Consider the following 17,970-nt stretch of genomic DNA (forward strand, 5'->3'; position numbering starts at 1 on the left):
ATGCGCCTGCTCCCGAAGACGATGGGCGGCCAATTGGTCGCGACGATGCTGCTGGCCGTGCTGCTGGCCCACGCTGGCGCCATCATCGTGCGCCAGATGACCCCTGACGCCATGCATCCGCTGGCGGCGCGCCACCTGCTCGACCGCATGGCCGGCATCTACCAGTCCTTGCGCCTGACGCCGGAAAAAGGAGAGGAGCTATTGGCGGCGATCGGCTCGCCGACCGCGCGTTTCTGGCTGGCCACCGGCGGCAGCGCCGACAGCCTGGTAATGAACGAGGCCGAGCGCAAGCAGGCGCGGTCCCTGGATGAACGCCTGTCGCGCGCACCGGGGGCTGTGGCGCCACGCAGCTGGGTGCAATTGCCCGACCATGCGCCCGGCGATGATGGCGCGCGCCAGGCTGGGATGCTGGCCTCGGTCGAACTGCCGGACGGGCGCTGGCTGGTGGGCTACCAGCAATCCCCCGCCGGCAGTCCCTGGTGGCGTCCGCTGCACTTCTCGATCCCGGTGAGCACCCTGCCGGTGCTGCTGGTGGCGCTGCCTTTCATCGGCCGCATCCTGCGTCCGATCCGCGCGCTGGAGCGCGCCGCCGAGCGCTTCAGCCGCGGCGAGCATGACGGCCCGCTGCCGGTGACCGGCCCGCGCGAGGCGCGCGAACTGACGACGGCCTTCAACACGATGGCCGAGCGCCAGCAGCGCTTCAACGAAGACCGCACGCGCATGCTGGCCGCGATCAGCCACGACCTGCGCACGCCGATCACCTCGTTGCGGGTGCGGGTGGAACTGATCGACGACCCCGACCTGCGCGCCGCGATGATCCGCACGCTGGAGACAATGGGCCTGATGGTCGAACAAACCCTGCGCTTCGCCGCCGAGGAATGCATCGGCGAGCCATCGCAAGACATCGACCTGGCCGCGCTGCTGCGCGAGCTGGCGACGGAACTGACACGCCCCGGAAAGACCCTGAGCTACGCCGGCCCCGACACCCTGCCCTACCGCTGCCGCCCCATCGCCCTGCGCCGCGCCTTGGGCAACCTCGCCGAAAACGCACTGCGCCACGGCACCGAGATCACCTTGCGCGCCGCCACGCCGGCGAACGGCGACGACGTCATCCTGGCAGTAAGCGACAACGGCCCCGGCATCCCCGAGGCCGAACTCGAGCGCGTCTTCGAGCCCTTCGCCCGCCTCGACAACGCCCGCTGCCGCGACACCGGCGGCGACAACGGCCACGGCAGCGCCGGCGGCAGCGGCGTCGGCCTCGGCCTCGCCATCGCCCGCTCCTGCATCGAAGCCCACGGCGGCACCCTCACCCTCACCAACACCCCACCCGGCCTCACCGCCACCATCGCCCTCCCCACCTGACCCTCAATTAGGGTCAATTAGGGTCAGAGTGAGATGCACCGGAATGGTGGACAGGCCGCGCTGGCGCGCGGCGCCAACCGGCAGTCGCCCGGCGAGCGCACGCTGGCGGACGTCGTTGCCGCCGCATGGGAAGCGCGCGCGGTTGCCTGAGTTCAGTCCGGCAGAACGCGCAGGCGCGAGCGGTCGATCCAGCGCCGGTAGGCCGGCGGCGCGAGCAGGTCGGCCAACGCCGCGCGGAACATGATCTCGCCGGGTTTTTGCGATTCGTCGGTGGGCAGCAGGCCGCAGCCCTGGTTGAGCAGCAGCGCCTGGCGGTTGCCGGGGTGGACGTGGCTGACGATCGTGTGCGCGCCGAACAGGCGCGCGGCGATGGCGAACATGGCCCCACCCACGCGCGGCGCCACGGTACCGCGCTGCCACACGCCGGCGACCATCACGCCGATCTCGAGCACGCCAGCCCATGGCGTCGGTTTCAGCAGCGCGAACGCGGCCGGCACGCCGTCGGCGCGGCCGATGACGACCAGCGGCGAGCCGGGGGAGGGCGCCAGCAGCTGCGACTCGACCCAGGCCAGGTGCCGCTCATAAGGCATGGGCTCGGGTGAAGGCATGAAGGGCAGGACCGTGGAGTGATTGCGGATCGCGTACAGCGCCTCGGTATCGGCGCCTTTGAACTGTTCGAAGGCGACCCCGCCGCATTCGAAGGCGATGCGCTGGCCGGCTGCTAGCCAGGCGGCGATGGTGGTCGGCAAGGCGTGCCGCAGGTGCGTGACATCAATATGAGGGATGGTACTGGGTATGGCTATCAATTTCGGATCCTTGTCGATCGTCGCTGCGCGAGACGATCTACTGTACACCAGCGACGGCCGCGAGCTTATCGATTTGTTCAATGCCCACGGCACCACCTGGCTCGGCCACCGGCGCCGTGAAGTACACGATGCGCTGGCGCGCCAGATGGACCAGGTCTGGATCACCGGCGGCTTGCCGACGCCGGCGGTGCCGGCGATGCGCGAACGGGTGGCGCGTTTCCTGCCGTCCGGCCTGACGCTGGCCAGCCTGGCCTCGACCGGTATGGAGGCCAACGAGCAGGCGCTGCGCGTGGCGCGCGTGCATACCGGTCGCAACGGCGCACTGGGGCTGGCCGGCGCCATGCACGGCAAGTCGCTGGCCACGGCGACGCTCGGCTGGGACAACGGCGACGGGCTGGCGTTGCCTGGTTTCCAGCGGATTGCCGCGGGGCCGGACGTCGACGAGGCGGTGACGCTGGCGGCGATCTCCGCCGCCCTGCGCGGCGGCCAGGTTGCCGCCCTGTATATCGAGCCGGTACATGGCACCTCGTTTGGCTGGGAAGCGTCGCCGGCGTTCTATCACGCGGTGCGCGAACTCGCGACCCTCCACGGGGTGCTGCTGGTCTACGACGAGATCCTGACCGGCTGCCACCGCACCGGAACCGCCTTCCGCTGCCAGGCACACGGGGTCGAGCCGGACATCCTGGTGTTCGGCAAGGCGCTCGGCAACGGCTTCCCGGTGGCGGCCACTGCCGTGCGCGCCAGCCTGCCGCTGGTGCCGCACATGTTGCTGGGCAGTACCTATTCAAACAATGCGCTGGCCGCAAGCGCGGTGGACGCGACCTTGGAGTGTATCGAAGGGCTCGATGCGGCGGCGTTGGTGGCGGCGATCGAGGCTGCGGTGTTGCGCCACCTGGGCTGGGCGGCCTCGGGCGACCGGCCGCGCCTGCGCGGTTGCGGCGCGATGTGGGTGGTGCGCTTCGATACGCCGGAGCAGGCCCTGGCCTGTGCCACCAGCTTGTTGGCGGCCGGTGTCTGCGTCGGCCTGCATGGCCGCCAGATGCGCCTGCTGCCCGCGCTCACGATCGCGCCGCATCGGCTCGAACAGGCATGCGCCCAGGTTGCGCTCAGCGTGCGCGCGAACCTGGGCGGGTGAGCGGTCGTTTGTAGTGCTCGTGAATCCGGTCTGCTCGCGACGGCAGTTCCCGGCGCCGGCCTGCATGGCCGCCAGGCGCGCCCGCTGTCCGGCCAGCCCATGAAAAAACCGGCCCGCAGGCCGGTTTCTTTGGAGACAGCGCTCGATCAGTCGTCGCCGCCCACGATGCCCAGCAGGCGCAGCAGGCTGCTGAAGATGTTGAACACGTTCAGGTAGATCGACAGGGTGGCGGTCACGTAGTTGGTTTCGCCGCCATTGACGATGCGCTGCACGTCATACAGGATGAAGGCCGAGAAGATACCGATCGCCAGGACCGAGATCACGATCGACAGCACCGACATCTGCAGGAAGATGTTGGCGACGACCGCCAGCAGCAGGACCACGATGCCGGCCATCAGCCAGCTGCCCATGCCCGAGAAATCGCGCTTGGTGGTGGTGGCGATGCTGGCCATCACGGCGAACACGACGGCGGTGCCGCCGAAGGCCGTCATGATCAGGCTGGCGCCGTTCGAGTAGTTGAGCGTGTGGGTCAGCAGCGGGGCCAGCATCATGCCCATGAAGAAGGTGAAGCCCAGCAGCAGGGCGACGCCCAGGCCGGAATCCTTGTTCTTCTCGATGGCCCACATGAAGCCGAAGGCGATCGCCAGGAAAATGACGAAGCCCATGATGCCGGTGAACGCGATGCCTAGCGACATGCCGGCGACCGCGCCGAGCACGGTAGGGATCATCGACAGCGCCAGCAGCCAATACGTGTTACGTAACACTTTGTTACGCGTGGCCTGACCACCTTTGGTCAGGTCGATGGTACTTTGCTGTTGGGTACTAGGGTACATATAGTGCCTCCGGTTGGATGAATGGTACGGGCAAGGTGAAGAAACTAGCGCTCGCGAGGTACGTCACAACAATCCTACGTCAACATTCTTAACTGAAGATGAAGAACACGCAGGAACTGGACGGACTTTTGCCGCCACTGTAACACCATGCTTGCCACTACCGCAATATCGGATATCTGGGGCAGGTATGGTAAAATTAAAGGTTGATTGAGTCCTTAAGTTCAAACGAATTTCTCAGTTCAAAACCTTTCTTTTATTGGAGTTTTCTCATGGCAATCGAACGCACCCTGTCCATTATCAAGCCGGACGCAGTTGCAAAAAACGTGATCGGCAAAATCTACAGCCGTTTCGAAGAAGCCGGCCTGAAGGTCGTGGCTGCCCGCATGGTGCAACTGTCGCGCGCTGAAGCCGAAGGCTTCTACGCGGTGCACGCTGCGCGTCCATTCTTCAAGGACCTGGTCGACTTCATGATCTCCGGTCCGGTGATGATCCAGGTGCTCGAAGGCGAAGGCGCGATCCTGAAGAACCGCGACCTGATGGGCGCTACCGATCCGAAGAAAGCCGACGCCGGCACCATCCGCGCCGACTTCGCCGATTCGATCGACGCCAACGCCGTTCACGGTTCGGACGCCGCCGAAACCGCCGCTGTGGAAATCGCTTACTACTTCCCGGCGCTGAACGTCTACTCGCGTTAATTAGTAAGGGGGATCGCAGTCCGGGCGTTCCCCGGCTCACTTCCCCGGACTAATTGAATGAGTAACCCGCTTGCCCGCAGCCAAGGGCTGGCGCAAGCGGGTTCAGGAATATAGGATTACACCATGACTACTCTCACCAACCTGCTGGACTTTGATCCCGCGCAACTCGTCGCTTACTGCGCCGACTTGGGTGAGAAACCGTTCCGCGCCAAGCAATTGCAACGCTGGATACACCAGTTTGGCGCGGCGGACTTCGACAGCATGACCGACCTGGCCAAGTCGCTGCGCGAAAAGCTGAAGTCGCGCGCCGAAGTGCGCGCGCCAGCCATCGTCAGCGACAAGACCGCCAGCGACGGCACCCGCAAATGGCTGGTGGACGTCGGCAATGGCAACGCGGTCGAGACCGTGTTCATTCCGGAAGAAAACCGCGGTACCCTGTGCATCTCCACGCAGGCCGGTTGCGCCGTTAACTGCCGCTTCTGCTCGACCGGCAAGCAGGGCTTCAACCGCAACCTGACGGTGGCCGAGATCATCGGCCAGCTGTGGATGGCCGAGTTCGAGCTGCGCCGCACCAAGGGCATCGAGCCCGGCCCCAAAGGCGAACGCCAGATCACCAATGTGGTCATGATGGGCATGGGCGAGCCGCTGCTGAACTACGAACCGACCGTTACCGCGCTCAAGATGATGCTCGACGATAACGCCTACGGCCTGTCGCGCCGCCGCGTGACCCTGTCGACCTCGGGCGTGGTGCCGAACATCGACAAGCTGTCGCAAGACGTGCCGGTCGCCATGGCCGTGTCGCTGCACGCGTCGAACGATGCGCTGCGCGACATCCTGGTGCCGCTCAACAAGAAATACCCGCTGCGCGAACTGATGGCCGCCTGCAAGCGCTATCTCGAGTTCGCGCCGCGCGACTTCATCACCTTCGAGTACTGCATGCTCGACGGCTTCAATGACAGCGACGAGCATGCGCGCGAGCTGATCGCGCTGGTCAACGACCCGGTGGTCGGCGTGAACTGCAAGTTCAACCTGATCCCGTTCAATCCGTTCCCCGAGTCGGGCCTGTTCCGCTCCAAGAACCCGCGCATCAAGGCCTTCGCCGAAGTGCTGATGAACGCCGGCATCGTCACCACCGTGCGCAAGACGCGCGGCGACGATATCGACGCTGCCTGCGGCCAGCTGGCGGGCGAGGTCAAGGACCGCACCCGCGTGGCCGAGCGCATGGAAAAGATGGCCGAATACCAGAAGAAATTCGGCGCCGATTTCGGACGCATCGTGGAGATCCCGACCTGATGAAATTCACCGCCGCTGCGCTCGCGCTCGCATCGACCCTGTCCCTGATGTTGCTCGCCGGCTGTGCCGCGACGGGTACGGGTGGCGCGGCGACGACGCGTGACGGTGAACTCAGGACCGCCTCCGACCAGACCGCGGTCGAGAAACGCGCCTCGATCCGGGTGCAGCTGGCGGTCGGCTACTACCAGGAGGGCAAGTACGAAATCGCCCTCGACGAAGTCAAGCAGGCGCTGGCGGCCGATCCGAACTACGCCGACGCCTATGGCCTGCGGGCCCTGATCTATACCTCGATGGGGCAGTTCCCGCTGGCCGACGAGAACCACCGGCACGCGCTGCGCCTCGAGCCGAATAATCCCGAGTTCGCGAACAACTACGGCACGTTCCTGTGCCAGTCGGTGAACAAGCCGGGCGAGGCGATGCGTTATTTCGACGCCGCGCTCAAGAACCCGACTTACCAGACGCCGATGAGCGCGCTGGTCAATGCGGGCGCGTGCAGCATCAAGAACGGAAACTTCGACGCGGCCGAGCGCTACCTGCTCGATGCCTTGCGTCTGAACCCCGGGCAGCCGGCCGTGAATGCCGGCCTGGCGCGGGTCTATTACGAGCGGCGCGATCTTCAGCGCGCCGGATTTTTCATTAACCGCCTGATCGAGACAGCGAAACTGGATACGCTGCCGGCCGACGCGCTGTGGCTTGCCCTGCGCGTCCAGCGCAAGCTGGGCGACCGGAGTCTCGAAGCGTCGCTGGCGGCCCAGCTGCGTCGCCGTTTCCCCGGTTCTCCCGAGTATGCGGCGTTCGAGCGCGGGGCATTTGATGAGTGAGACGAGGACAATGAACGAGCAAGCAGATCAGCCCGCGACGCCAGGCAAGCACCCCGGCATTCCTGGCACGACCCTGCAATCCCAGCGCGAAGCGATGGGCTGGAGTGTGGAACAGGTGGCCGACCAGCTGAAGCTGGCGCCGCGCCAGGTGGTGGCGCTGGAAGCGGGCGATTACGCCGCGCTGCCGAGCCCGGCCGTCACGCGCGGCTTCGTGCGCGCCTATGCCAAATTGCTCAAGATCGACGCCGCGCCGCTGGTGTCGATGATCGAACTGAACATGCCGCCGGAGGCGCAAGCCGGCGCCACCGTCAACGCCGGCGCGGTGCGCCGCGAGCAGCGTCCGGCCACGTTCTCCGAGAACCGGTTCCCGATGGGCGGCCGCCGCAACCGACTGCCGCTGGGCTGGATTGCCGCCGTCGTCGTGGTGGCGGGCGCCGCCGTCGCCGCCTGGCAGATGGACCTGATTCCGAACCTGTCGCCCGATGCCGCGACCGACGGCGCCACGGTGCTCGAGAACCCGGCCGCCGGTGTCGTCGCGCCTGGCGCGGCCGCACCGGGCAGCGCGCCCGCCAATGGCGCCCAGCAAGGCTTGATCAACCCGTCGGTGCCGCTGATCTCGGTGCCGGCCCCGGCCGGCGAGAACCCGGCGCCGGCGGCTGCCCCCGGCGCCACTCCCGGCACTGCGCCGGCCACGCCGACCGCGCCGGTGCCGGCCGTTCCCGCCCCGAATGCGACCACGCCGCCCGCAATGACCCCGACTGCGGCCGTCGCGACGCCAGGCGCGACCACCGCCGCCGCCGTGGTCGCGGCTGCGCCTGCTGCCGGCGCCAACACCCTGGTGCTGACCGTGCGCGAGGATTCGTGGATCGAAGTGCGCCCGAGCGCCGGCGGCCGTCCGCTGATCTCGCGCCTGGTCAAGGCCGGCAGCACCGAGTCGGTCGAAGTGAGCGGCCCGGCGACCCTGGTGGTCGGCGCGCCGGGTGGCGTGACCGCGACCCTGCGCGGCGCCAATATCCCGTTGCCGCCGCAGCCGGGCAGAACCATCTCGCGCGTGGCGCTGAAATAAGCTGGAAGCAGACTTGATGAATTCCCTGAAAGAAGCAATCCCGTCCGGCCCGATGGCGCGCCGCGCCAGCCGCAAGGTGGCTGTCTCGCACGGCCAGCGCACGGTGTGGGTGGGCGGCGACGCGCCGGTGGTGGTGCAGTCGATGACGAATACCGACACCGCCGACGCGATCGGCACCGCGATCCAGGTCAAGGACCTGGCGCGCGCCGGTTCCGAGATCGTGCGCATCACGGTCGACACCCCGGCCGCGGCGGCTGCCGTGCCGGCGATCCGCGAGCAGCTCGACCGCATGGAAGTCGACGTGCCGCTGGTCGGCGACTTCCACTACAACGGCCACCTGCTGCTGCGCGACTATCCGGAATGCGCGCAGGCGCTGTCGAAGTACCGCATCAATCCGGGCAATGTGGGGCAGGGCGCCAAGCGCGACACCCAGTTCGCCCAGATGATCGAGATCGCGGCGAAGTACGACAAGCCGGTGCGCATCGGCGTCAACTGGGGCTCGCTCGACCAAGCGCTGCTGGCGCGCATCATGGACGAGAACGCCGCGCGCGCCAATCCATGGAGCGCCCAGGCCGTAATGTATGAGGCCCTGATCACGTCGGCGATCGAGAATGCCGTGCGCGCCGAAGAAGTCGGCCTGGCGCGCGACAAGATCATCCTGTCGTGCAAGGTGTCGGGCGTGCAGGACCTGATCGCGGTCTACCGCGAACTGGCGCGCCGCTGCGACTACCCGCTGCACCTGGGCCTGACCGAGGCCGGCATGGGCAGCAAGGGCATCGTGGCCTCGACCGCGGCCCTGTCGGTGCTGCTGCAGGAGGGCATCGGCGATACCATCCGCATCTCGCTCACGCCGGAACCGGGCGGCGACCGCACCCGCGAAGTGGTGGTCGGCCAGGAAATCCTGCAGACCATGGGCCTGCGCAAGTTCACCCCGATGGTGATCGCCTGCCCGGGTTGCGGCCGTACGACCTCGACCGTGTTCCAGGAACTGGCCGACAACATCCAGAGTTTCTTGCGCGAGCAGATGCCGGAGTGGAAAAAGACCTATCCGGGCGTGGAGGCGATGAACGTGGCCGTGATGGGCTGCATCGTCAACGGTCCGGGCGAATCGAAGCATGCGAATATCGGCATCAGCCTGCCGGGCACCGGCGAATCGCCGGCCGCGCCGGTGTTCGTCGATGGCCAGAAATTCGCGACCCTGCGCGGCGAGCGCATCGTCGATGAGTTCAAGACCATCGTGCTCGATTATGTGAAGAAGAATTACAGCCGCGAGGCGGTTGCACAATAAAATACGGCCACCGGCCCCCACACGTCGTTCCCGCGCAGGCGGGAACCCAAGTTTGCGTGCGATACCGCTGCGCTAAAAACTTAGGTTCCCGCCTTCGCGGGAACGACGGTGAATTGAGAGCTAACACTTATGTCCAAACCAGAAAAAATCGTCGCCATCAAAGGCATGAACGACATCCTCCCGCAAGACGCGCCGCTGTGGGAGCTGTTCGAGAACACCACCGAAACGATCCTGAAAAGCTACGGCTACCAGAAGATCGTGACCCCGATCGTCGAGCAAACGGGCCTGTTCGCACGCGCCATCGGCGCCGTCACCGACATCGTCGAAAAAGAGATGTACTCGTTCGAGGATTCGATGAACGGCGACCAGCTGACCCTGCGCCCCGAAGGCACCGCCAGCGTCGTGCGCGCCGTGCTCGAGCACAACCTGGTCTACGACGGCCCGCGCCGCCTGTGGTACAAGGGTCCGATGTTCCGCCACGAGCGTCCGCAGCGCGGCCGCTATCGCCAGTTCTTCCAGTTCGGCGCCGAAGCGATCGGCTTCTCAGGCCCGGACATCGACGCCGAGATGATCATGATGTCGCGCCGCCTGTGGGACGACCTGGGCCTGCAGAACGTGCGCCTCGAACTGAACTCGATCGGTAACGCCGAGGAGCGCAACCGCCACCGCGCCGACCTGATCGTGTATCTGGAAAAACACGAAGACATCCTGGACCTTGAGGCCAAGCGCCGCCTGCACAGCAATCCGCTGCGCATCCTGGACACCAAGAACCCGGCCATGCAAGAGATGGTCAACGCTGCGCCGCGCCTGCTGGACTACCTGGGCGAAGAGTCGCTGGCCCACTTCAACGGCGTCAAGGCGCTGCTGGACAAGAACGCGGTGCAGTACACCGTCAACCCGCGCCTGGTGCGCGGCCTCGATTACTACAACCGCACCGTGTTCGAGTGGGTCACCGACGAGCTGGGCGCCCAGGGCACGATTTGCGCCGGCGGCCGCTACGATCCGCTGATCGAAACCTTCGGCGGCAAGCCGACCCCGGCGGTCGGTTTTGCGATGGGCATGGAACGCATCATCGAGCTGATGAAAAGCCTGGGCGAGCCGGCCGAGCCGAACGTGTGCGACGTCTACATGGTCCACCAGGGCGAGGAAGCGCAACTGCAGTCCTTCATCCTGGCCGAGCGGATTCGGGATGCCGGCCTGGATGTTGTGTTACATTGCGCAACGCCAACGGGCGCGGGCAGCTTCAAGAGCCAGATGAAGAAGGCCGACGGCAGCGGCGCCGCCTTCGCCGTGATCATCGGCCAGGACGAGATCGCGAACAATGTCGCGCAGGTGAAAACGATGCGCGGCGAAGTCGGCGAGCAGCAGCAGGCCGCCGTGCCGTTCGAGGAAGTGGTCGACTACCTGGTCGACCAGATCGTCGGCGGACACGTTCACGGCCCCGACTGCGATCACGATCACGACCACGTCCACCGGCACTGATCGGGGCGCTGGCCACCAACACCAACCACTCATTACAAGAATACGCACATGGCATACGATCACCAGGAACAGGAACAGCTCGATTCCTTCAAGGCGTTCTGGGCACAGTACGGCAACATCATCATCTGGGTCCTGATTCTCGCCCTCGGCTCCTACGCCGGTTGGAACTACTGGAAAACCCACCAGCGCAACAAGTCGGTCGAAGCGTCGGCGCTGTATGACGAGCTGCAGACCTCGCTGCTGGCGAACGACAATGCCAAGGTGCAGCGCGTGGCGGGCGACATCCGCACCAAGTACGAGTCGTCGGCCTACGCCCCGATGGCGGCCCTGGCCGCGGCCAAGACCGCTTTCGAAGCGAACGACCTCAAGACCGCCAAGGTCCAGCTGCAGTGGGTGGCCGAGCATGGCAACGACGAGTACAAGTCGATCGCCAACCTGCGCCTGGCCGGCGTGCTGCTGGACGAAAAAGCGCACGACGAAGCCCTGAAAGTCTTGAACGGCAAATTCCTGCCGCAGTTCGGCGCCGAAGTGAACGACCGCAAGGGCGATGTGCTGGTCGCGCAGAACAAGCTGAACGAAGCGCGCGCGGCCTATGTCGCGGCGATCGCCGCCATGGACCAGAACGCGCCGGGCCGCCAACTGGTGCAGGTCAAGCTGGAAGCGATCGGCGGCACGGCGCCAGCCGACAAGAAGGCCGAAGAACAGAAAGCCGCCGCGCAACAGGCGGCCGCGTAAACCTCCCGCATGAGATGGCCCGCGCACGCCTGGCGGCGGCGCGGGCCTTGCGTCCTTTATAGTCCAGGAACAAGGTAAAACAAAATGCGTATTTGCAGCAAGCTTGTTGGTGTCGGCATACTGGCCCTGATGACGGGTTGCTCGACCCTCAATTCGCTCAACCCGTTCGCCTCCGATAAAAAGGGCGACCAGCCGGCCAAGCTGGTCGAACTGAAGGGCAGCATGGCCGTGCGCACCGCATGGAAACTTGATATCGGCAAGGCGCGCGGCTACACCTTCTCGCCTGCGCTGACTGGCAACACGGTGGTCGTGGCCAGCGCCGAAGGCAAGATCGCGCGCGTCGAAGCCGCGAGCGGCAAGCAGCTGTGGCGGGTCGACGCCGATACCGAACTTTCGGCCGGCGTCGGCACCGACGGCAACCTGATCGTGGTCGGCGCCGAGAAGGGCCAGCTGCTGGCCTTCGACATGGACGGCAAGGCGCTGTGGAAGACCCAGCTGTCGAGCGAGATCCTGTCGGCGCCGGTGGTGTCGCAGGGCATCGTGGTGGCGCGCTCGATCGACAACCGCATCGTCGGCATCGATGCCGCCAACGGCAAGACGAAATGGACTGTGCAAAAGGTCTCGCCGCCGCTCACCCTGCGCAATGCGCCGGGCCTGATCGTGGCCGGCACCGACGTCATCGTCGCCCAGCCGGGCGGCAAGCTGTCGTCGCTGATCCTTGCCACCGGCGCCCCGCGCTGGGACGTCGAGGTGGGCATCTCGCGCGGCGCGACCGAACTGGAGCGCGTGACCGATATCGGCGGCGCCCCGGTGCTGTTCGAGAACGAGGTGTGCGCCGCATCCTACCAGGGCCGCGTAGGCTGCTTCGACCTGGTCACCGGTTCGGCCAAGTGGACGCGCGACCTGTCGTCCGACGTTGGCGTCGCCGTCGACCAGTTGTTCGTGTTCGCGCCGGACGACAAGGGCGCGCTGAACGCCTTCACCCGCGACACGGGCTCGAGCAGCTGGAAGAACGACAAGCTGTCGTTCCGCCGCCTGTCGACGCCGCTGTCCTATGGCCGCGCCGTCGCGGTCGGCGACTTCGAAGGCTATGTGCACTTCCTGTCGCGCGAAGACGGATCTTTCCTGGCGCGCGCCGCGACCGACGGCAGCCCGATCATCGGCACGCCGCTGGTGGCCGGCTCGAACCTGATTTTTCAAACACAAAATGGAACTGTGACCGCGATCGCGGTCGAATAGCAAAAACATGAAGCCGGTAATCGCACTCGTAGGTCGCCCGAACGTCGGGAAATCGACCTTATTTAACCGCCTGACCCGTTCGCGTGACGCGCTGGTGGCCGACCTCCCTGGCCTGACGCGCGACCGCCACTATGGCGAAGGCCGGATTGGCGAACGGCCATTCCTGGTCATCGACACGGGCGGTTTCGAGCCGGTCGCCAAAGAAGGCATCATGCATGAAATGGCGCTGCAGACGCGCCAGGCCGTGGCCGAGGCCGACGTGGTCGTGTTCATCGTCGATGGCCGCCAGGGCCTGACGCCGCACGACAAGACCATCACCGACTACCTGCGCAAGTCGGGCCGCAAGGTCATGCTGGTGGTGAACAAGTCGGAAGGCATGAAGTACACCTCGGTCACCGCCGACTTCTATGAACTCGGGATGGGCGACCCGTACGTGATTTCCGCCGCCCATGGCGACGGCGTGCACGACCTGGTCAACGAGGCGCTCGACATGGCCTTTGCCCAGCGTCCGGATGAGCCGGAAGAACTCGAGCCGGCCGACCACGGCTTCAAGATCGCCATCGTCGGCCGTCCGAACGTCGGCAAGTCGACCCTGATCAACACCCTGGTCGGCGAACAGCGCGTGATCGCCTTCGACATGCCGGGCACCACCCGCGATGCGATCGAAGTGCCGTTCGAGCGCGACGGCAAGAAGTACACGCTGATCGACACCGCCGGCATCCGCCGTCGCGGCAAGATTTTCGAGGCCATCGAGAAGTTCTCGGTGGTCAAGACCATGCAGTCGATCTCGGACGCCAACGTCGTCATCCTGCTGCTGGATGCCCAGCAAGACATTTCTGAGCAGGATGCCCACATCGCCGGCTTCATCCTGGAGTCGGGCAGGGCGCTGGTGGTGGCCGTCAACAAGTGGGATGGCTTGCAGACCGACCAGCGCGACCAGGTCAAGAACGACCTCGACCGCAAGCTGGACTTCCTCGGCTTTGCGAAGACCCATTTTGTGTCCGCACTGCGCGGCACCGGCATCAGCCAGCTGCTGAAGTCGGTCGAATCGGCGTATGCCGCCGCCACTGCCAACCTGTCGACGCCGCGCCTGACGCGCGCGCTGCAAGAGGCGGTCGAGAAGCAGGAACCGAAGCGCAAGGGCACCTCGCGTCCGAAGATGCGCTATGCCCACCAGGGCGGCCAGAATCCGCCGATTATCGTCATCCACGGTAATGCTTTGGAGGGAATCACGGAGCCCTATAAACGGTATCTGGAAAAGCATTTCCGTGACACGTTCAACCTGGTGGGCACGCCGCTGCGCATCGAGCTGCGCAGTGGGAAAAACCCGTTCGCGAAGGATTGAGTTTTACAGATTCAAGACAGTAGCAGTACGACAAAAAGTGGCAAAACAGGTTACAGTAGGCTCAGGGCTGCATTCGCTCATGCAGAATATGGCTCTGACTACTTGAAAACCGGCAAATCGCCTCAAACTTTTAACTACAACAACATTACGGAGCTGTTATGAGCAACAAAGGGCAACTGTTACAAGACCCATTCCTCAACGCCTTGCGCAAGGAACACGTCCCTGTCTCGATCTACCTCGTCAACGGTATCAAACTCCAGGGCCATATCGAATCCTTCGACCAATACGTCGTTTTGCTTCGTAATACCGTGACCCAGATGGTGTATAAGCATGCCATTTCCACCGTTGTGCCGGCCCGTGCCGTCAACCTTAACCTCGACTCCAACGAAGCCGAGTAAGGCCGATGGCTGACGCCCCCGGCACTCCCACCTTGCGCGCAGCGCTGGTCGGCATCGACTTCGGGACTGGCGACTTCGCCGCCAGCCTCGAAGAGCTGTCGCTGCTTGCGCGCTCCGCCGGCGCCGAACCGATCACCACGATCACGGCGAAGCGCAGCAGCCCGGACCCCGCGCATTTCGTCGGCAGCGGCAAGGCCGACGAAATCGCTCTCGACGCCAAGTCGCTTGGCGCCGAGATCGTCATCTTCAATCACGCCCTGTCGCCTGCCCAGCAGCGCAACCTCGAGCGCCGTCTCGAACTGCGCGTGATCGACCGCACCAGCCTGATCCTCGACATCTTCGCCCAGCGCGCCAAGAGCCACGAGGGCAAGCTTCAGGTCGAGCTCGCTCAACTGCAGCACCTGGCCACGCGCCTGATCCGCGGCTGGACCCACCTTGAACGTCAAAAGGGCGGTATCGGCCTGCGCGGTCCGGGTGAAACCCAGCTCGAGACCGACCGCCGGCTGATCGGCGAGCGGGTCAAGATGCTGCGCGCGCGCCTGGGTAAATTGCGCAAGCAGCACGAGACCCAGCGCCGCCAGCGCGGCCGCAACAAGACTTTTTCGGTGTCGCTGGTCGGCTATACCAATGCCGGCAAGTCGACCCTGTTCAACACGCTGACGAAAGCCGGCGTGTACGTGGCGAACCAGCTGTTCGCGACCCTGGACACCACCAGCCGCCGCATGTACCTGAACGACGAGGTGGGCAGTGTCGTGATTTCCGATACGGTCGGTTTCGTGCGCGAACTGCCGCACCAGCTGGTCGCCGCTTTCCGCGCCACGCTGGAAGAAACCATCCATGCCGACCTGTTGCTGCACGTGGTCGACAGCGCGTCCCCGACGCGCATGGAACAGGTCGAACAGGTCAATGAGGTCTTGCGCGAAATTGGCGCAGATCATGTTCCGCAAATTTTGGTATGGAACAAGATCGATGCCGCCGGCCTGGAACCCGCGGTCGAGCGTGATGAGTATGATAAGATCAACCGGGTTTTCATCAGCGCCCACAGTGGCGCCGGCCTGGATCTGCTGCGTTCGGCAATCGCCGAAGCGGCCAAATCCGTGCCGGGCGCTGGCGGCTACAGCAACCCGGAAAACGAAGAGCAAGACAGCGCCTTCGGGTTCGTCGAGGACGACGCGTCGGTGGACGCGCATCCCGGCGGTCTTGCCGACAATATGCCAACTTCCACCCCTACCACCCGCCTTGGGCCCAACTAGCCTATGCTTGTTTCCATACTAAAAAGATTCGGCGTCAAACTGTCGCTGAACGACCCACGCTGGGGACGCAACCCCGAAGACGACCGCAAGGCCCAGGACGGTCGCCGCCCCGGTGACGGTCCTCCCGACCTCGACCAGATGTGGCGCGACTTCAATGCGCGCCTGAACCGCATGTTCGGCGGCCGCGGCAACAACAATGGCGGCGGCGACAATGGCGGCCCGCGCGGCGAGATGCGCGGCGCCGGCATCGGCGCCGGCGTGATCGCCGTCATCGTCGGTTTCATCTGGCTCGCCAGCGGCGCCTTCATCGTGCAAGAGGGCCAGGTGGGCGTCGTCACCACCTTCGGCAAGTACAGCCACTCGACCACGCCGGGTTTCAACTGGCGCTGGCCGTATCCGTTCCAGGCCCACGAGACCGTCAACACCTCGCAGATCCGTACTGCCGAGATCGGCTACCGCGCGAATGTGCGCAACAAGCAGCCGCAAGAAGCACTGATGCTGACCGATGACGAAAACATCATCGACATCCAGTTCGCGGTGCAGTACACGCTGAAGGACCCGGTCGCCTGGCTGTTCAATAACCGCGACCAGGACAATACGGTGCGCCAGATCGCCGAGACCGCGATCCGCGAAGTGGTCGGCCGCAGCAAGATGGACTTCGTCCTGTACGAGGGCCGCGAGCAGGTCGCTGCCGACGTCCACAAGATGATGCAAACGGTCTCCGACCGTTATGCGCTGGGTGCATTGATCACCAACGTGACGATGCAGGGCGTACAGCCGCCGGAGCAGGTGCAGAGCGCCTTCGACGACGCCGTACGCGCCGGGCAGGACCGTGCCCGTGCCCGGAATGAAGGTGAAGCCTATGCCAACCAGATCATCCCGGCAGCGCGCGGCCAGGCCTTCCGCCTGCAGCAGGACGCCGAAGCGTACCGTTCGATGGTGGTCGAGAATGCGACCGGTAACGCGTCGCGCTTCGACCAGGTGGTGGCGGCCTATTCGCGCGCCCCGGCCGTGACTCGCGACCGCATGTATATCGACACCATGCAGCAGATATTCACCAGCACCACCAAGGTGATGGTCGATTCGCGCGCCAACAACAATATGCTGTACCTGCCGCTCGACAAGCTGATGCAGCAGCAGGCAGTCAACGATGCCCAGATCGGCAGCCGTTCCGGTCCGGTGCAGTTGCCGCAGTCCGGCCAGCCGGCCGAAGTGACCCAGGCCATGGAAGCGGTGCGCCAGCGAGACGAGCGCAGCCGCGATTCCTCACGTGACAGGGAGACCCGCTGATGAACCGCCTCGTAACCATTTTCGTCGCGGGCTTCATCGCACTGATGCTGTTGTCGTCCACGATCTTCGTCGTCGACCAGCGCCGCTTCGCGATCGTGTTCGCGCTCGGCCAGGTGAAGGAAGTGATCGCCGAACCGGGCCTGCACTTCAAGCTGCCGCCGCCGTTCCAGAACGTGATCTACCTGGACAAGCGCATCCTCACGCTCGATACGCCCGACGCCGACCGCTTCATCACGGCCGAGAAGAAGAACATCCTGGTGGATGCCTTCGTCAAGTGGCGCATCGTCGATCCGCGCCTGTACTACGTCAGCTTCACCGGCGACGAGAGCCGCGCGCGCGACCGCATGTCGCAGATCATCAAGGCGGCCTTGAACGACGAGATCACCAAGCGCACCGTGCGCGAAGTGATTTCGGGCGAGCGCGCCGCCGTCATGGCGGCGGTGCAGGCCAAGGTCGTGGCTGAAGCGAAAGAGATCGGCGTGGGCATCGTCGACGTGCGCCTCAAGCGCGTCGATTACATCGAGCAGATCAACAACTCGGTGTACGAGCGCATGCGCGCCGAGCGTGTCCGCGTGGCCAACGAGCTGCGTTCGACCGGTGCTGCCGAATCGGAGCAGATCCGCGCCGATGCCGACCGCCAGCGCACCGTGATCATTGCCGAAGCGTTCCGCGATGCAGAGAAGGTCAAGGGCGATGGCGATGCGAAGGCCTCGGCCATCTATGCCGAGGCGTTTGGCAAGAACCCGGAATTCGCCCGCTACTACCGTTCGTTGGAGGCGTATCGCGCCAGCTTCAAGGACCGCAGCGACGTGCTGGTGGTGGATCCGAGTTCGGAGTTCTTCAAGTATCTGAAGCAGCCGGCGGCGTCGGGGCGCTAACCCTCGATTGCCGTACTGCCTGAACGGGCTCCCGCAAAACGGGAGCCCGTT

At 65.1% G+C, this 17,970-nt stretch carries 17 protein-coding genes; 15 read left to right on the top strand and 2 right to left on the bottom strand.

Going from position 1 to position 17,970, the window contains the following annotated elements; genetic code table 11:
* Entirely contained in the window at positions 1-1,362 is a 1,362-nt protein-coding gene (locus tag Q9246_RS09105; protein ID WP_306397146.1) for an ATP-binding protein, read from the top strand.
* A gap of 152 nt (positions 1,363-1,514) precedes the next feature.
* On the opposite strand, the gene Q9246_RS09110 is transcribed toward Q9246_RS09105, so the two are convergent.
* Complete coding sequence (locus tag Q9246_RS09110) at positions 1,515-2,111, bottom strand: GNAT family N-acetyltransferase (RefSeq protein WP_306397148.1); 597 nt, start codon at positions 2,109-2,111, stop codon at positions 1,515-1,517.
* Positions 2,112-2,157: 46 nt separating this feature from the next.
* Between Q9246_RS09110 and Q9246_RS09115 the strand changes: the two genes are divergently transcribed.
* Positions 2,158-3,303 carry an aminotransferase class III-fold pyridoxal phosphate-dependent enzyme gene (locus Q9246_RS09115; protein WP_306397150.1) on the top strand — a complete coding sequence of 382 codons (1,146 nt, stop codon included), beginning with the start codon at positions 2,158-2,160 and terminating at the stop codon, positions 3,301-3,303.
* Between the two features lie 146 nt (positions 3,304-3,449).
* Here Q9246_RS09115 and Q9246_RS09120 read toward each other — a convergent pair whose 3' ends face one another.
* On the bottom strand, positions 3,450-4,136 hold the full coding sequence (locus tag Q9246_RS09120) for a Bax inhibitor-1/YccA family protein (protein ID WP_306397151.1): 687 nt from the start codon (positions 4,134-4,136) through the stop codon (positions 3,450-3,452).
* A 269-nt stretch (positions 4,137-4,405) separates the two neighbouring features.
* Between Q9246_RS09120 and ndk the strand changes: the two genes are divergently transcribed.
* The 13 genes from ndk (at position 4,406) to hflC (ending at position 17,919) form a co-directional block, all read left to right on the top strand.
* Positions 4,406-4,831, top strand: coding sequence for a nucleoside-diphosphate kinase (gene ndk, locus Q9246_RS09125; protein WP_123071979.1), 426 nt, complete (start codon positions 4,406-4,408; stop codon positions 4,829-4,831).
* A gap of 123 nt (positions 4,832-4,954) precedes the next feature.
* Positions 4,955-6,124, top strand: coding sequence for a dual-specificity RNA methyltransferase RlmN (gene rlmN, locus Q9246_RS09130; RefSeq protein WP_306397156.1), 1,170 nt, complete (start codon positions 4,955-4,957; stop codon positions 6,122-6,124).
* Positions 6,124-6,945: a type IV pilus biogenesis/stability protein PilW gene (gene pilW / locus Q9246_RS09135; RefSeq protein ID WP_306397157.1), complete on the top strand. Its 822-nt coding sequence runs from the start codon at positions 6,124-6,126 to the stop codon at positions 6,943-6,945. The genes rlmN and pilW overlap by 1 nt, the downstream gene beginning before the upstream one ends.
* 10 nt (positions 6,946-6,955) lie before the next feature.
* Positions 6,956-8,011 (top strand): helix-turn-helix domain-containing protein, encoded by a 1,056-nt coding sequence (locus Q9246_RS09140; RefSeq protein ID WP_306397159.1) that lies wholly within the window; start codon positions 6,956-6,958, stop codon positions 8,009-8,011.
* Positions 8,012-8,027: 16 nt separating this feature from the next.
* Entirely contained in the window at positions 8,028-9,299 is a 1,272-nt protein-coding gene (gene ispG / locus Q9246_RS09145) for a flavodoxin-dependent (E)-4-hydroxy-3-methylbut-2-enyl-diphosphate synthase (RefSeq protein ID WP_306397160.1), read from the top strand.
* Between the two features lie 165 nt (positions 9,300-9,464).
* Positions 9,465-10,781 (top strand): histidine--tRNA ligase, encoded by a 1,317-nt coding sequence (gene hisS / locus Q9246_RS09150; protein WP_306397161.1) that lies wholly within the window; start codon positions 9,465-9,467, stop codon positions 10,779-10,781.
* Positions 10,782-10,829: 48 nt separating this feature from the next.
* Positions 10,830-11,516, top strand: coding sequence for a YfgM family protein (locus tag Q9246_RS09155; protein ID WP_306397163.1), 687 nt, complete (start codon positions 10,830-10,832; stop codon positions 11,514-11,516).
* A gap of 84 nt (positions 11,517-11,600) precedes the next feature.
* On the top strand, positions 11,601-12,755 hold the full coding sequence (gene bamB, locus Q9246_RS09160) for an outer membrane protein assembly factor BamB (RefSeq protein ID WP_306397165.1): 1,155 nt from the start codon (positions 11,601-11,603) through the stop codon (positions 12,753-12,755).
* A gap of 7 nt (positions 12,756-12,762) precedes the next feature.
* Positions 12,763-14,100, top strand: coding sequence for a ribosome biogenesis GTPase Der (gene der, locus Q9246_RS09165; RefSeq protein ID WP_306397167.1), 1,338 nt, complete (start codon positions 12,763-12,765; stop codon positions 14,098-14,100).
* 158 nt (positions 14,101-14,258) lie between these two features.
* Positions 14,259-14,498, top strand: a complete 240-nt coding sequence (gene hfq / locus Q9246_RS09170; protein WP_005666255.1) for an RNA chaperone Hfq — start codon at positions 14,259-14,261, stop codon at positions 14,496-14,498.
* 32 nt (positions 14,499-14,530) lie between these two features.
* Complete coding sequence (gene hflX, locus Q9246_RS09175) at positions 14,531-15,751, top strand: GTPase HflX (protein ID WP_306398129.1); 1,221 nt, start codon at positions 14,531-14,533, stop codon at positions 15,749-15,751.
* A gap of 3 nt (positions 15,752-15,754) precedes the next feature.
* Positions 15,755-17,041 (top strand): FtsH protease activity modulator HflK, encoded by a 1,287-nt coding sequence (gene hflK, locus Q9246_RS09180; protein WP_306397168.1) that lies wholly within the window; start codon positions 15,755-15,757, stop codon positions 17,039-17,041.
* On the top strand, positions 17,041-17,919 hold the full coding sequence (gene hflC, locus Q9246_RS09185) for a protease modulator HflC (RefSeq protein WP_306397169.1): 879 nt from the start codon (positions 17,041-17,043) through the stop codon (positions 17,917-17,919). Before hflK ends, hflC begins: the two co-directional genes overlap by 1 nt.
* Positions 17,920-17,970 lie beyond the last annotated feature (51 nt).

The sequence above is a fragment of the Telluria beijingensis genome (assembly GCF_030770395.1).
Taxonomy (GTDB): Bacteria; Pseudomonadota; Gammaproteobacteria; order Burkholderiales; family Burkholderiaceae_D; genus Telluria; species Telluria beijingensis.

What these genes read in the sequence shown, in the direction of transcription:
- Q9246_RS09105 (WP_306397146.1), top strand. Translation starts at nt 1, where the DNA reads ATGCGCCTGCTCCCGAAGACGATGGGCGGCCAATTGGTCGCGACGATG.
- Q9246_RS09115 (WP_306397150.1), top strand. Translation starts at nt 2,158, where the DNA reads ATGGCTATCAATTTCGGATCCTTGTCGATCGTCGCTGCGCGAGACGAT.
- Q9246_RS09120 (WP_306397151.1), bottom strand. Translation starts at nt 4,136, where the DNA reads ATGTACCCTAGTACCCAACAGCAAAGTACCATCGACCTGACCAAAGGT.
- ndk (WP_123071979.1), top strand. Translation starts at nt 4,406, where the DNA reads ATGGCAATCGAACGCACCCTGTCCATTATCAAGCCGGACGCAGTTGCA.
- rlmN (WP_306397156.1), top strand. Translation starts at nt 4,955, where the DNA reads ATGACTACTCTCACCAACCTGCTGGACTTTGATCCCGCGCAACTCGTC.
- pilW (WP_306397157.1), top strand. Translation starts at nt 6,124, where the DNA reads ATGAAATTCACCGCCGCTGCGCTCGCGCTCGCATCGACCCTGTCCCTG.
- Q9246_RS09140 (WP_306397159.1), top strand. Translation starts at nt 6,956, where the DNA reads ATGAACGAGCAAGCAGATCAGCCCGCGACGCCAGGCAAGCACCCCGGC.
- ispG (WP_306397160.1), top strand. Translation starts at nt 8,028, where the DNA reads ATGAATTCCCTGAAAGAAGCAATCCCGTCCGGCCCGATGGCGCGCCGC.
- hisS (WP_306397161.1), top strand. Translation starts at nt 9,465, where the DNA reads ATGAACGACATCCTCCCGCAAGACGCGCCGCTGTGGGAGCTGTTCGAG.
- Q9246_RS09155 (WP_306397163.1), top strand. Translation starts at nt 10,830, where the DNA reads ATGGCATACGATCACCAGGAACAGGAACAGCTCGATTCCTTCAAGGCG.
- bamB (WP_306397165.1), top strand. Translation starts at nt 11,601, where the DNA reads ATGCGTATTTGCAGCAAGCTTGTTGGTGTCGGCATACTGGCCCTGATG.
- der (WP_306397167.1), top strand. Translation starts at nt 12,763, where the DNA reads ATGAAGCCGGTAATCGCACTCGTAGGTCGCCCGAACGTCGGGAAATCG.
- hfq (WP_005666255.1), top strand. Translation starts at nt 14,259, where the DNA reads ATGAGCAACAAAGGGCAACTGTTACAAGACCCATTCCTCAACGCCTTG.
- hflK (WP_306397168.1), top strand. Translation starts at nt 15,755, where the DNA reads ATGCTTGTTTCCATACTAAAAAGATTCGGCGTCAAACTGTCGCTGAAC.
- hflC (WP_306397169.1), top strand. Translation starts at nt 17,041, where the DNA reads ATGAACCGCCTCGTAACCATTTTCGTCGCGGGCTTCATCGCACTGATG.